Genomic DNA, 13,805 nt, shown 5'->3' with positions numbered 1-13,805 from the left:
CATATCTCAAAAAGATGGCCGGTTCCAACCCCAACGCTAAACCGATGAACCTGACCCTGAAAGTGTGGCGGCAGCCCAACCGCCAGGCCCAGGGGCAAATTGTGGAGTACCACGTGAAGGACATTTCGCCCGACATGTCGTTTCTGGAGATGCTAGACGTGCTGAACGAGGACCTGTTGCACGCTGGCCAGGACCCGGTGGCCTTCGACCACGACTGCCGCGAAGGCATCTGCGGCTCGTGCGACCTGTTCATCAACGGCCGTTCGCACGGCCCCGAGAAGGGCACTACCACCTGCCAGCTGCACATGCGCAAGTTCTCGGATGGCGATACCATCACCATCGAGCCCTGGCGCGCCAATGCCTTCCCGGTCAACAAGGACCTGAGCGTGGACCGCTCGGCGTTCGACCGCATCATTCAGGCGGGCGGCTACGTGAGCGTGAACACCGGCGGTGCCCCTGACGGCAACGAGATTCCGATTCCGAAAGAAATTGCGGACCGTGCTTTTGAGGCCGCTACCTGCATTGGTTGCGGCGCCTGCGTAGCGGCCTGCAAGAATGCTTCGGCCATGCTGTTCGTGTCGGCCAAGGTGTCGCAGCTGGCGCTGCTGCCCCAGGGCAACGTAGAGCGCAAAACCCGCGTCGAAAACATGGTGGCCCAGATGGATAAGGAAGGCTTTGGCGCCTGCACTAACATCGGCTCGTGCGCAGCTGAGTGCCCGGTAGGCATCTCGCTGGAGAACATTGCTATTCTGAACCGTGAGTTCCTGGCGGCTAAAGCTACTTCGAACAACTTGGCGTAGTTCAGTCGAAACAATAAATGGAAAGCCCCGGCAGTAGCTACTGCCGGGGCTTTCCATTTATTGCTGAACGGTGTAGAGACGCAATACTTCGCGTCTCAGCGTCCGCGCCGCTCTGCTATCGCTTGAATGTTATCGTTCAACGCCGAGACGCGAAGTGTCGCGTCACTACGCCATTCTGGCTACGCCGGCTGGACGGCATCCAGCGCCTTCATATCCTCGGCTGAGAGGTGAATGTCGGCAGTTTTCATGTTCTCTTCCAGGTGCTTCACTTTGGATGTGCCGGGGATAAGCAGGATGTTGGGTGAGTGATGCAACAGCCAGCTCAGCGCAATCTGCTGGGGCTTCACGCCGTGCCGGGCGGCAATCTGGTCCAGAGCCTTGAGGGCATCGGCGTTGCCACCGCCCAGCGGGAACCACGGGATGAAGGCGATGTTCTGCTCGCGGGTATAAGTTAGCTCGGCTTCCCATTTGCGGTTTTCGACGCTATACATGTTCTGCACCGACACGATGGGCACAAATTCCTGCGCCTTTTTAATATCGGCCACGCTCACTTCGGACAGGCCGATGTGCTTGATACGGCCGTCCTGCTGCGCTTTTTGCAGAAATTTCAGGGTATCTTCGAAAGGTACTTTCGGGTCGATGCGGTGGAGTTGGTAGAGGTCGATTTGCTCCACTTTCAGGCGTTTCAGGCTGCCGTTGAGGGCTTCTTCGAGGTGTTTGGGACTGGCATCGATGGGCCATTCGTTGGGGCCGGTGCGGAGCAGGCCGCCTTTGGTGGCGATAACGAGACCTTTGGCATAGGGATAGAGGGCTTCGGCAATCAGCTCTTCCGACACATTGGGGCCGTAGCTGTCGGCGGTGTCGATGAAGTTGACGCCCAATTCCACGGCCCGCTTCAGCACGCGGATGGATTCGTCGTGGTCGGCAGGTGGGCCCCAAATGCCTTCGCCGGTGATGCGCATGGCCCCGTAGCCGAGGCGGTTGACGGGGAGGTCGCCGCCGATGGTGAAGGTGGCGGGATAAGTAGCGGCAGTGGTTTTATCGGACATGAGAACTGGCTTGAAATGAAATGCCCCGATGCAAATAATGCGGGGTGCTTTCTAAGACGATTCAAACGCGGAATTGTTTGAAGAGAGCCGTGCAGCGTAGACGCTGCGAATCCGCGCTTTCAGGCAACGAACCTGAAGCAGGTGCGGGCTCGCAGCGTCCGCGCTACTCCTCCCCTACTTTTGCCCCGTGCCTCTTCTTCCCCCCGACCGTCGCCTGCCGCTGCTCTATGCAATAATTCTGGTTGATGTGATTGTGGGCGCGGCGGTAGGGCCGGTATTGCCGGAGTTTGTGCGAGGGCTGCGGCAGCCGCAGTTGTGGCTAAGCGTGGGCACGGGCATATTTCTGGGAGTGCAGCTGTTTTCGGCCCCGCTGCTGGGGCGGCTGAGCGACGGCTACGGGCGGCGCCCCATCTTCATCGTTTCGGCGGTGGGTACGCTGCTGGCCAATGCGCTGCTGCTGCCCGTGCGGGCGGGGCTGTACTTTGTAAACCGCGTGTCGGACGGCCTCACCAACGGCATGTATGCCACGGTGCGCTCGGCCATTACCGACATTTCACCGCCCGGGCGGCTGTTTCGCAACCTGGGCATCGAGGGGGCGATTATCTCGCTCGGCTTCGTGCTGGGGCCAATGGCCTCGGGGCTGATGCTAACCTTTTTGCAGGTGCCGCCGGCCCAGCAGGCGTCTTACGTGGTGCGGCTGGCGGTGGCCCTGGCCGCCCTCAACATCGGGCTGAGTGTGTGGCTGCCCGAAACCCACGCCGGACGCGGCGGGGTACGCGGGGCCGAGCTGCGCGCCGAGCTGGCCGCTAGCCTCAACCCGCTCACGCTCTGGGCCCGGCTACGCGAGAAAAATGAGCAAAACCCCGGCGTGCGGCGCATCGTGCTCACCCAAGTGGCCCTCACGCTCAGCACGGGCTATTACTTCTACTTTGTTGCCTTCGCCAGCCTGGGGCCGCTGCACTTAGATGCGCGGCAGATTTCTTACTTCTTCATGTTTTTCGGGGCCCTGAGCGTGGGGCTAAACTACGTGTTCTACAGCTATTTTGCTGACCGTATCAATCAGCGCCGGGCCATTGTGTGGCTGGCGGCACTGGGCGTGCCGGTGTTGGCCGGTTATGGGCTGATGGGCACGTCGAAAGTGGCGCTGTACGTGCTGGTAACGCTGGACTGCCTCACGCTCACGCTCATCCAGGGCTTGCTGGAAGGCCGGCTGGCCCACCGCACCACCGAGGCCGACCGGGGCGAAATATTCGGACTGAACCAAGCCTTTCAGTCGCTGGCCAGCTTCGGCACGGCGCTGGTATTCGGGGGCTTGTCGGTATTGGATTTGCGGCTGCCGTGGGCGTGGTTTGCGCTGTGCCTGGCGGCGGTGGCGGGACTATCGGCTACGGACCAGAATGCCGAAAGCCCTGAGTAAGGCATGAGTTATTTGCTGGTGCGGGCAGAAGCGGGCATGAGACGACAGTACGGTACCGCTGCTGATTTTACGCCGGTGAGCTCAGACCACTACCGGGGCTTGCCCACTGTGCTTAGGTACTGACATTTATGCCCTCCGAATGCCGGACCGCATATCCACCCCATAAAAAAACCGCCCACCGACGCATGCGTCAGCGGGCGGAGCAAGTCGGCCGTAGCTTGACCAATTACAGCAGCTCGGCGGTCTGAGCCTTCAGAATCTGACGGGCCTGGGCGAGGTTGGTATCGCGGGCGTTTACGGCCAGGTACACGAACTGGTCGCCTTTGGGCGACAGCTTCAGCAGGTGCAACTGGTCGGTCAGGGTCAACAGAATGTCCTGCACGGTCTGGTTCAGCTTCAGGGCCGCAATGGCTTTCAGTTTGGCTTTCACTACTTCGGTGTTGTAGGCAGCGGCCGTTTCGATGTCGAAATCGGCAATGTTGCTGTGCGAAGCCAGAGGCATGCCGGTTTCGGTTTCTACTACGGCTACGGCCAACAGCGTGGGCAGTTCGGCCATGATGTCTTTAACTACTTGTTTTGGAGAAGTTGCCATAAAGATGGATTTTAAAAATGATGACGTTGTATGAGAAAAGAGAAAATTTGGGTCAGAAAGGGTCAGTTCATGGTGGTGTGCCGACGCATTATTTCTTTGGCAATGCCCAGGTTGGCGTCGGCCGTGTGCACCGCCAGAAAGCAGTACCACTTGCCGTCGTTCATGGGGCGCAGGTGGTGCAGTTGGTCTTCCAGCATCACCGATATGTCGGTGAGCGGGCCGCCCGCCCAGGCTTTGGCGGCCAGGGCCTCGTCCATAATGCGCAGCAGTTTGGCGTTGCGCAGGCTGATTTGATTGGGATTGTAGGAACTATTGACGGTGTAGGAGGCCAGCAGCCGGCCCGACTGGGAATTAACCACGCAGGCCATCAGCAGGTCGGGCAGGTCCGTTAGCAGGCCTTCGATTATTTCTTTCGAGCGCTTCCCCATTTCATCGTCCGTGCCTACGGTAATTTTCTTTAATTGCAGTCGGTTGAAAAACGGTAAATTCATTGGGTCAGAAAACGAATAGGTGCACCGGCCGAAGCCAGTGAGTATGCCCCGATATGGTTAGCTCCGGCTTCACTGCTTTTCCTGGCTTCCGCAATTGGCAGCGCCAGGAAAAGCAGCTTATTCGGAATAAGCACTCAGCTACGCAAGGTCTTGGCTTATCCATTGCCCGCCGCCTGCCGAAACCCGGTGGCCCGGCCAGCTGCAGATAATTCCAACTACCTGACTGATACTCACCGGCCAGCCTTTTGCGCTGCCCGGTTTGCCGTATCTTTTATTCAGAGCATGCTGCCGCCACAACAGAGTGTTCCGAAACGTATTTAGCAGTTTAGAACTGCCACCAGTGTTTTTTGCCAGCTTTCGCTGGCTTGTCGGTGCGCGGCAGCAGCGTCACGTTTTGCACGCTGTAGCCTTTCACCTGGACGTGCAGTTCCTCTTCGGTGTAGCCGCCGTACCCTACCTGCAGGTTGGAGGTACGGTTGGCGGGCACGGCCAGCGCATAGTTGCCTTCGGCGTCGGTGCTCACGCCCCGGCCGCTGGCTTTGTCCAGCACCGTGGCCCCAATCAGCGGGTGGCCGTTTTCGTTCAGAATCCGGCCGGTCACGGTCGTCATCTTCGTGGCACCCATGGCCTCGGTCGTTGCTGCCGAAATTTCAGCGGTGTTGCCAAGGGCTGGGCTGGGGGCTGTGTGCAGGTTGTTGCCGGCGAACGCGGCACCGCTCAGCAGCGCAGCTACCAGCACCAAGGAACCAGCCCGGCGGCGGAACCGGGCCGGCTCGGTACGAATCAGGTAAAATTGGTGCTGAAGCCAGCCCACGGGTTTCACGTTGTGGCCCCGCTCTTTCAGCACGTGAAAACGCTCGAACGCTTCACCGCCTTTGGCCGGATTGGCTTTCAGGTAAGCGTCCACCAGTTCGGTATTCTTGCCGGATAAATCGCCTCGCAAATAGGCGTCCCGGTATCCCGGAAGTAATTCCTGGGTAACGGGATGAAATGGGTGTGCAGTTAATGCCATAGAAATGTTGAAAAAATAAAAAAGGAGTGTATGGCGGACAGCAGGGCAATAACTCGCACCAGCCGGCAATGCTACGATTGAAAATAATCCTAGTTTTTTATTTTCGACAAACCTATGTTTTCATTCCGTGAAACGGAATTGCGGCCGGTCAAAAAATCAATAAAAACACTTCATAAATTGAGTCAATAAAATAGTCTAAACGCCCAAAAAGGCCGATTCTAAGCGAATAATGGCATTTTTAGATATACACTCAACACCCTAATCGCAACAATCATTATTATAAAATCAATATTTTATTACTCAAAATAGGGACATTTTACGCCACTGGCAACGAATGCCTATTTATTTATTTTATCCTATAACACACAAACATTTAAACCTCAGCCCTAGCATGAGTTATTGCGTTAGCCACTAGTGTTGCATACTAAAGTATTTGGCCTACCCTGCTAACTTTTCGCCGGTCTGCTTTCATTGTTTATTATTTTATTAAGATTTGCCGGTGCGTTATGGCCGTAACCTATGGCCGCTCCTGCGGGTTAGCAGCACGGTTTCCATCGTTAGTCTCTCTTGTTTTGATAACCATCCTTGCTGGCACCAACCGGCCCCACTCGCGCGCCCGCCGCATTGCCGACTACTACCGCGCCCTGCTCGCGGAGCTGGGGGCCGAAAGCCACATTCTGGACCTGGCCGAGTTGCCAGTCGATTTCATCACCACTGCATTATATGCCAACGTGGGCACGCATCCGGAATTCAACCGCTTGGCTACCATGCTCGACGCAAGTGACAAGGTGGTCATTGTCGTGCCTGAGTACAACGCCTCCTTCCCCGGTGTGCTGAAGGCATTTATCGACGGCCTCTCCTACCCCGGCGGCATCCAGGGCAAAAAGGCGGCGCTAGTGGGCCTGAGCAGCGGTGGCCAGGGCGGCCTGCTGGCCATGGCCCACCTCACCGACGTGCTCATGTACCTCGGCACCACGGTGCTGCCCCAGCGGGTGCGCCTGCCCTTTATCAACCAGGATTTGAACGCCGAGCACGGGCTAAACCACGACCTGTCGCGGCAGCTGCTGCGCGAGCAAGCTACTGCGCTGCTGGCGTTTTGACGCTTCGCATAATGAGGAATGAAAAATGACCGGATATATCCGCAATTCCTCACTCCTCATTAAGCGAGGTATTTTTAGCCAGCACGCGCCGGAACACTACCCGCAACACGAAATACAGCAAGGCCACCAGCGGCACCATGGCCCCGGCCCACAGCAACAGTGCGCCCAGTTCGGCCCGCCACAATAGTTTACCCACCGCCGACCAACCTTCGTGGTCGATGAGCTGGCGCAGGCTGGCCACGGTGAGGTGCGCCACCCTGTCTCCCTGGCCCATGAGGCCGGCCCCGGCGCGCAGAAACGGAATGAGCAGCGCCAGCTGAAAAAACGTCATCAGGTGGGTAGCCAGTTGCATGGCGGCAACGTTGAGGCGCAGGCGCAGGGCCACGGCGGCGCTCAGTATGGTGGTGATGCCCAGGGCGGGAATCAGCCCGATGGCTACGCCCAGGCCCACGGTGAGGGCCAGCTTTTCGGGCGAGAGGCCGGTTTTGAGCAGGTCCAGCAGTGGGTCGGCCACGCGACGGCGCAGCCAGGAGCGCGGCGGCAGGGCGGGCGGGGCTACCGGCGGCACTTGGGTTTCGGAAGGCGACATACAGAAAAATAACAGGGCCGAAAGCCGGGCCACACGGCAGCCCGTACCTTCGCAGGGGGCCTGCTTCTTACGGCTACGCGCCAGAATGTTGCCCCACGGGTATTTATGACAAAGTTAGATTCCCCGGCCGAGTTGCCGGGTCCGTGGTGGCGCGAGCTGCCCATCTTGCTGCACCGCGCCGGCCGCGAATTAGGCCAGAACGACCCGCTGCGGCTGGGCGCGGCCACGGCGTTTTTCACCTCGTTTGCCCTGCCGCCTATCCTCATCATCTTGGTGCAGCTGCTGAGCTCGCTCTACCCCTCGTCTATTGTGCGGGTGATGCTGCTGGGCAAGGTCAGCGCCCTGGTGGGGTCGTCGGCAGCGGGGCTGGTGGCCCAGATTGTGATGAACGTGGCCGACCCCATGCGCAGCCGGCTGGTGACGGTGCTGGGCTTCGCCTTTCTGGTATTTGTGGCCACCACGCTGTTCACCATCATCCAGCATTCGCTCAATCAGCTCTGGCAAATCCGGCCCAAGCGGGGCTCCGGCAAGGTGTCGCAGGCCGTGCGCGAGCGGGTGCGCTCGGGCGGCATTCTGCTGGCCACGGCGGGGCTGTCGGTGCTCGCCTTCGGGGCCGATGCCGCCCTGAGTTTGTTTGCCGAAAGCATTAAGGATTTCGATGCCACCTTCGCCTATTTCGTGGTGCGGGGGCTGAATGCCATCGTTGCCTGGCTGATTCTGGCGGCGTGGTTCGGCGTCACCTTCCGCACCCTGAGCCTGGCCAAAGTGCCATGGCGGGCCGTCACGCGCGGAGCGGCGCTCACGGCCCTGCTCATCAGCCTGGGCGAAGTGGTGCTGGGTCAATTGCTGGTGGCGCGCGATTTGGGACCGGTCTACGGGCCGGCGTCCAGCTTGGTGCTGGTGCTGCTGTTCGTGTTTTATTGCGCCATGATATTCTACTTCGGGGCGGCTTTCACGAAGGCTTATGCTCATCGAATTGGGTTGGATATCCGGCCTAAGAAGTCGGCCGTGCGCTACCGGCTGGTGAACGTGGAGGAGTAATGGCATACGGCAAGACAATGCTAGGCGCTTGCAGGCTTGTCTATCAAAACAAGCGGCTCTTGCCCCAAGCCGTACCTTTGCCCCGTGCAAACTCCTGATACCTCCGCCGCTGCTGGTGCCTCGCCGGCCCAGCCCACCGCCAAGCCCGCTTTGCAATTCGCCGATTTCGGCCTATCCCCTGCCCTGTTGGCCGGCGTGGCCGAGCTGAATTTCGCTCAGCCCACCCCGGTGCAGCAGCTGGTACTGGCACCCGCCCTGGAGGGGCAGGATGTGGCCGGCCAGGCCCCCACCGGTTCGGGCAAAACCGCCGCTTACGGCCTAGCCGTGCTGCAGCAGGTTGACGTGACCTCGGCCACCATGCAGGCCCTGGTGCTGGTGCCCGCCCGCGAGCTGGTGGTGCAGGTGCGCGATGCGCTGCGCAGCCTCGGCAAGCACATGCCCAACCTGCGCGTGGCCGGCTACTACGGCGGCCACGCCATGCGCGAAGAAGTGAAAGGCCTCCAGCAAATGCCCCATGTAGTGGTGGCCACCCCCGGCCGCATGCTCGACCACCTGGAGCGCCGCACAATCATCCCCAACCGCCTGAAAGTGCTGGTGCTCGACGAGGCCGACAAGCTCCTGGAGCTGGGCTTTCAGGAGGAAATGGCCACCATCATCAGCCGTTTGCCGCAGCGCCGTCAGACGTTGCTGTTCTCGGCCACCATGCCCGATAAGGTGCTGAACCTGGTGCGTGAGTACCTCACCCGGCCCCGGGTGATGAACGTGGGCGGCTCCAACGCCACCACCCTGCCCGAGACGTTGGTGCTGCGCGGCCACGTAGTGAGCGCCGCCGACCAGAAGCCCGCTGCCCTCTACCACCTCATCAGCCAGCCCACCGCCGGCCGCTCCCTCGTGTTCGCCAACACCCGCGACCGGGTGGAGGAACTCACCCGTTTCCTGCGCGGCCGGGGCCTGGCCGCCGAAGCCCTGCACGGCAAGATGCTCCAGCCCGAGCGCGACAAGAGCATGATGAAGCTGCGCAACGGCTCGGCCACCGTGCTGGTAGCGACCGACGTGGCCGCCCGCGGCCTCGACGTGAACGAGCTCGACACGGTGGTGCAGTTCGACCCGCCCCACGAAACCGATACCTTCCAGCACCGCGCGGGCCGTACGGCCCGCGCCGGGGCCACCGGCACGGCTCACCTCATCGTAACGCCCTTCGAGCAGGAAAAAATAAAGAACTGGCCTGCTGCCAGCACCGTGAAATGGGCCGGCCTGCGCCCGCCCGCCCTGCCCGCCGCCGCGCCCAAAGCCCCGCGCCCCAGCACCGTCACGCTGCACGTATCGGCCGGCAAAAGCGAGAAAATCAGCCGGGGCGACTTGGCAGGAGCCTTCGTGAGCGTGGGCGGCCTGGAGCGCGACGCCGTGGGCCGCATCGAAGTATTCGACCACCACAGCTTCGTGGCCGTGCCCGAGGCCCAGGCCGAAGAAGTCCTGGCCCGTATGCAGGGTGCCAAGGTGAAAGGCAAAAAGGTAAAAGTGGCGCTGATTCGTTGAGTAGCCTAAATCGTCTGTCATCCTGAGCGCAGCGAAGGACCTTTTCATTCCAGAACAAGTTGTTTCGGCGTGATAAGGTACTTCGCTGCGCTCAGGATGACAGACATTTTCATTTCCACCCCGCCCGCCCCATGCGCCTCCTTTTCATCTGCAGCCAGAATAAATGGCGCAGCCTTACCGCCGAGCGGTTGTTTGACGACCACCCGCACCACGAGGCCCGCTCGGCCGGAACCGAGCCAGGGGCTCGGGTGCGCGTCACGGCCGGCCACCTGGGCTGGGCCGAAATCATCTTCGTAATGGAACGCCGCCACGCCGACCGCCTGCGGGAGAAATTTGCCGATGAATTGCGCGGCAAAACCGTGGTCACGCTGCGCATTCCCGATAAATACCGGTTTCAGGACCCCGCGCTGGTGACGCTGCTGCGCGAGAAGCTGGCGGCGCACCTGGGACCGGAGACCTTTGTGTAGCGTTTGCCAACCTCCGGCCAAGGCCTCCGTTTAACCGGCCTATGCCCTATCTGATTTCTCTGGCCATGCTAGCGGCCATTATTTACGCGTTTTACCAGTACGCCACCGCCGACTCGCGCCGCCGCACGGCCACGCTGGCCGAGGAATTCCCCGCCGCCTGGCGACAGATTTTATCTGAGCAGGTAGCCTTCTACCTGGCCCTAACAGATGATGAAAAGGCTCGGTTTGAGAAGCAGACGCAGGTTTTTCTGGCCAGTACGCGCATCACCGGTGTGCAAACGGAAGTGGACGACAACACGCGCCTGCTAGTAGCCGCCTCAGCTATCATTCCGGTATTCGGCTTTCCCGATTGGGAGTACCGCAACCTGGGCGAAGTCCTCATCGTGCCCGATGCCTGGACGCTGGACAATGACCCCACGAAGGAAATAAAACCCTTGCAGGGCACGCTGCTGGGCTCGGTGCAGGGCTTCCAGAACCAACACTACATGCGCCTCTCGAAAGCATCGTTGGAGCAGGGCTTCCGCGACGCGGTGGACCGCCAGAACGTGGGCATTCACGAATTTGCGCACCTGCTCGACGAGGCCGATGGTGTGATTGACGGCCTGCCGAAAGCCGCCATGCCGCCCGCGCTGCTCCAGTCCTGGGCGGCGGTGATGCAGCGCGAAATTGCGGCCATTCAGGCCGGCAAATCAGAAATAAACCCCTACGCCGCCACCAACGAAGCTGAGTTTTTCGCCGTGGTCACCGAATACTTTTTCGAGAAGCCCGAAAAGCTCCAGGAGCACCACCCCGAACTATACGAATTGCTCAACCAGGCCTTTCGCCAGAACCCCAAAAAGCGCTTCCTCCGCTTCGCCACCGACCCGCGCGAGTGGCTGAAAACCCTGCGCAGCCGCCGTAAATTCGGCCGCAACGCGCCCTGCCCCTGCGGCAGCGGCCGGAAGTATAAAGACTGCCATTTGACGGCCCAAGTGGCCTAAAATTGGCTGCTACTTGCTCCCCTGCTGCAGCACCCAGTCGCGCACCGTGGTCAGCAGCACCGGGGCAATTACGGGGTCAACCGTTCCATCATCGGTGGGAATGAGTTCGGCGGCGGGCATCTGAAACCAGTGGTTGAGGCCCGGCAGCCGGCGCACGCTCACGCGCTTATTGCCTTTTAGGCCTTTTTCGAGGGCCGTTAGGTTGGTGGCGGCATTCACCTCGGCATCGTCGGTACCGTTGAGCAGCAATACGGGGCATTGCACATCGGCGAGGCTGGCCTGGGGGTCGAATTTGAGGTAGTAGCGGTACCAGGGCGTGAGCAGGTCGGTGGCGCGGGCACGGGCCAGCGCGGGGTCCTGGTTGGGGTAGCGCTGGCGCAGCATGTTCACCACAATGGCCTGGGCCTGGTCGTTGCTGGCCGTTTGGCGCACAATTTCCAGCATAGTTCGCCGAAATTTGAGGGTGGCCTCGGCCTGCTTGCGCTCCTCACTCTTGATTTTGAGGCGCTGCTGTGCCACGTAGGTTTCCACCTGTGCCGAGTTGGAGCCGCTGGTGCGCAGCTTGGCGGCCTTGGCCATCACCTCGGCCCAGGCCTGGCGGCGGGCTTCGCCGATGCGAGCCGTGTCGGCGGCGCTCAGCGGTTCGGCCTGGCTGGCCAGCAGGTCCAATCCGACTAACCCGGATGCCGCCAGCGCCACTACAAAGCCAGGTGGTACGGGCTGGGCTGCTGCCAGCAGGGCCACATTGCCACCCTCGCCGTGCCCGATGAGGCCGGTGCGGGCCGGGTCAATACTTGGCCGGACGCGCAGGTAACTCAGGCCGGCCTCGGCATCGTGCACCAGGTTGGCCGTGGTGGCCTGGGTGCCATTGCCGCCCGACTGGCCCACGCCCCGGTCATCGAGCCGCAGCACGGCAATGCCCTGACGCGCCAGCGCGGCGGCGATATCGGCAAAAAACCGGTAGCTCCCCTGCCGCGAGTCGCGGTCCTGGCTGCCCATGTCGCTGAGCAGCACGGCGGCCGGAAACGGGCCGGCCCCGTCCGGAATGCTGAGCGTGCCGGCCAGTGCTACATTGTCCGGCTGGCTGGTCAGGCTCACGACTTCGGTGTGGTAGGTGGTGGCTTTTACGGCCACCGTCTTCTCCACGCTAGCCGTACTGACGCTACCTAGGTCGGCGCGGTGCAGCACCAGCGGTACCCGCAGCCCGGGCTGCGTCCACATGCCGCGCAGTTCCTGTCCTGCCTCGCCGGCCTGCCTGCATACAAAGCGGCAGTCCACGGTGGCGGCGTAGAAAATGAGCGTATCGCCCCGCAATGTGAGCGAAGCCGGCACTTTATTCAGGCGCTTAGCGGGCAGGTCAAGCGTGGCAATCAGCTTATTGGCTGCCGGCTGAATGACGCTGATTTGGACCGGCAGCGCCCCTCCGGGAATGGACAGCGGCCCCTTCCAGATTCCGGCCGGGCCGGGCATTCCCGCCGCCGCTGGGCGTTGCGCCGCCGAATCGGGGCGGGTGGGTGTGTTGGTTTGCCCCAGCGCCATCGCCGGCCACAGCCCTATTCCAACTATCAATTTTCCCGCATTGCGGAGAAACAGCCTTATCATATCAATCTAAAACAACCTCCTTGCCACCCCCACTGCGCTAGTTGGGGGCATGCCGGGCGAACCCAGTCCCCGACTGTGGGCTTATAATGGCAGCAGCACCCGGTCAATCACGTGCACCACGCCGTTGGTGCACTGCACGTCCGGAATCACCATGTTGGCGGGCACGGTGTTGCCGCTTCCTTTCACAGTTATCACCCCGCTTTTGAAGGCTCCCAGCGCGACGGGCGCGCCACCAGCCGAAGCTACCGAAGTGTTTTCGGGCAATTCCGGCGTGAATTTTCCGCCCTGCGTTCCGCCCACCACATGGTTGAGGAGCACCGCCGTTACCGTGGCCACGGGCAGTTTGCGGATGTCGCTAGGCTGGTTCAGGGGAACACCCAGCAAGACGCCCAGGTCTTTGAATGCCTGGTCGGTGGGTGCAAATACGGTCAGCGGCGCGCTACCGGGAGTGGCTTTGAGTGCATCCTGCAGGTTGCAGTACACCACGGCTTCAACCAGAAAAGTCAACTCCGGCTTCACAAAAACACTGCCGCTCTGCAGGGCCAGCGCCGAATTGAGCACATCGGCTTTGGTGGCCAGCAACACTTTATCGATGGGATGAATTAGTCCGTTGGCCGCCTTCACATCGGTGCCCACAATCTGCGAGCCATTGACGTAGAGCGTGCCATCGGTACGTCGGATGATGCGCCGCGTCACGCCCAGCGCAGAGTTCGACGTGCTGCCCGACGTGAGCGCACTGCCCGGCAATGAGCCGCTGTAGACATGATAGTAAAGTGTGTTCTGCAAAAATGACTGTTGCAGCACGGCCAGGTCCTGAGCCGTGTTGAGGCCGAGGCGGCTGAAGGCGGCATTAGTGGGAGCAAAAACCGTGTAGTTACCCTGCGGGTCGTTCGGGTTTTTGTTGCCGAGCAACACCGCCACGTCGCCGCGAATGGCCGCATCTTCCAGTTCCTGAAAGTCGGGATTGGTAACGGCGATATTGGTGATGGAAGGCTCGACTTCTTTATTCTTGGCGCAACCAGTTGCGGCAAAAAGGCCCAAAGCCAGCAGCCCGGCTTTAATGGGGAAATATTTTTTCATCGGGCAAATTATTGTGTTTATCGTGCTTACAAGCGAGTTCAACTTAAAT

Annotated in this window: 14 protein-coding genes; 7 read left to right on the top strand and 7 right to left on the bottom strand. The window is 60.7% G+C overall.

Features of this window, described 5'->3' with window-relative positions; all coding sequences use genetic code 11:
* Positions 1-44 precede the first annotated feature (44 nt).
* Positions 45-800, top strand: a complete 756-nt coding sequence (locus tag I7X13_RS07930; protein WP_198067294.1) for a succinate dehydrogenase/fumarate reductase iron-sulfur subunit — start codon at positions 45-47, stop codon at positions 798-800.
* 179 nt (positions 801-979) lie between these two features.
* On the opposite strand, the gene I7X13_RS07925 is transcribed toward I7X13_RS07930, so the two are convergent.
* Positions 980-1,849: an aldo/keto reductase gene (locus I7X13_RS07925; protein WP_198066573.1), complete on the bottom strand. Its 870-nt coding sequence runs from the start codon at positions 1,847-1,849 to the stop codon at positions 980-982.
* A gap of 187 nt (positions 1,850-2,036) precedes the next feature.
* Between I7X13_RS07925 and I7X13_RS07920 the strand changes: the two genes are divergently transcribed.
* Entirely contained in the window at positions 2,037-3,266 is a 1,230-nt protein-coding gene (locus I7X13_RS07920; RefSeq protein ID WP_198075054.1) for an MFS transporter, read from the top strand.
* A 226-nt stretch (positions 3,267-3,492) separates the two neighbouring features.
* Here the strand turns inward: I7X13_RS07920 and I7X13_RS07915 are convergent, their stop codons facing one another.
* The 3 genes from I7X13_RS07915 to I7X13_RS07905 form a co-directional block, all read right to left on the bottom strand.
* Positions 3,493-3,858, bottom strand: coding sequence for a hypothetical protein (locus tag I7X13_RS07915; protein WP_198066575.1), 366 nt, complete (start codon positions 3,856-3,858; stop codon positions 3,493-3,495).
* A gap of 62 nt (positions 3,859-3,920) precedes the next feature.
* Positions 3,921-4,349: a roadblock/LC7 domain-containing protein gene (locus I7X13_RS07910; protein WP_198066576.1), complete on the bottom strand. Its 429-nt coding sequence runs from the start codon at positions 4,347-4,349 to the stop codon at positions 3,921-3,923.
* Between the two features lie 325 nt (positions 4,350-4,674).
* A complete protein-coding gene (locus I7X13_RS07905) occupies positions 4,675-5,361 on the bottom strand; it encodes a carboxypeptidase-like regulatory domain-containing protein (protein WP_198066577.1) in 687 nt (228 codons plus the stop codon).
* Positions 5,362-5,933: 572 nt separating this feature from the next.
* Here I7X13_RS07905 and I7X13_RS07900 point away from each other — a divergent pair.
* Positions 5,934-6,461, top strand: coding sequence for an NADPH-dependent FMN reductase (locus tag I7X13_RS07900; protein WP_198075053.1), 528 nt, complete (start codon positions 5,934-5,936; stop codon positions 6,459-6,461).
* 49 nt (positions 6,462-6,510) lie between these two features.
* Here the strand turns inward: I7X13_RS07900 and I7X13_RS07895 are convergent, their stop codons facing one another.
* Complete coding sequence (locus I7X13_RS07895; protein ID WP_198075052.1) at positions 6,511-7,050, bottom strand: DUF2062 domain-containing protein; 540 nt, start codon at positions 7,048-7,050, stop codon at positions 6,511-6,513.
* A gap of 105 nt (positions 7,051-7,155) precedes the next feature.
* Between I7X13_RS07895 and I7X13_RS07890 the strand changes: the two genes are divergently transcribed.
* The 4 genes from I7X13_RS07890 (at position 7,156) to I7X13_RS07875 (ending at position 11,074) form a co-directional block, all read left to right on the top strand.
* Positions 7,156-8,091, top strand: coding sequence for a YihY/virulence factor BrkB family protein (locus tag I7X13_RS07890; protein ID WP_198075051.1), 936 nt, complete (start codon positions 7,156-7,158; stop codon positions 8,089-8,091).
* An 84-nt stretch (positions 8,092-8,175) separates the two neighbouring features.
* Entirely contained in the window at positions 8,176-9,627 is a 1,452-nt protein-coding gene (locus I7X13_RS07885) for a DEAD/DEAH box helicase (protein ID WP_198075050.1), read from the top strand.
* 131 nt (positions 9,628-9,758) lie between these two features.
* Positions 9,759-10,094, top strand: a complete 336-nt coding sequence (locus I7X13_RS07880; protein ID WP_198075049.1) for a low molecular weight protein tyrosine phosphatase family protein — start codon at positions 9,759-9,761, stop codon at positions 10,092-10,094.
* A gap of 41 nt (positions 10,095-10,135) precedes the next feature.
* On the top strand, positions 10,136-11,074 hold the full coding sequence (locus I7X13_RS07875; RefSeq protein ID WP_198075048.1) for a M90 family metallopeptidase: 939 nt from the start codon (positions 10,136-10,138) through the stop codon (positions 11,072-11,074).
* Positions 11,075-11,083: 9 nt separating this feature from the next.
* On the opposite strand, the gene I7X13_RS07870 is transcribed toward I7X13_RS07875, so the two are convergent.
* Both I7X13_RS07870 and I7X13_RS07865 read right to left on the bottom strand, forming a co-directional pair.
* Positions 11,084-12,643, bottom strand: a complete 1,560-nt coding sequence (locus I7X13_RS07870; protein WP_198075047.1) for an alpha/beta hydrolase — start codon at positions 12,641-12,643, stop codon at positions 11,084-11,086.
* Between the two features lie 114 nt (positions 12,644-12,757).
* Positions 12,758-13,756: a fasciclin domain-containing protein gene (locus tag I7X13_RS07865; RefSeq protein ID WP_198075046.1), complete on the bottom strand. Its 999-nt coding sequence runs from the start codon at positions 13,754-13,756 to the stop codon at positions 12,758-12,760.
* Between the last annotated feature and the right edge of the window lie 49 nt (positions 13,757-13,805).

It is taken from the genome of Hymenobacter negativus, assembly GCF_016056375.1.
Classification (GTDB): domain Bacteria; phylum Bacteroidota; class Bacteroidia; order Cytophagales; family Hymenobacteraceae; genus Hymenobacter; species Hymenobacter negativus_A.
This window is presented reverse-complemented; position numbering and strand designations above follow the sequence as displayed.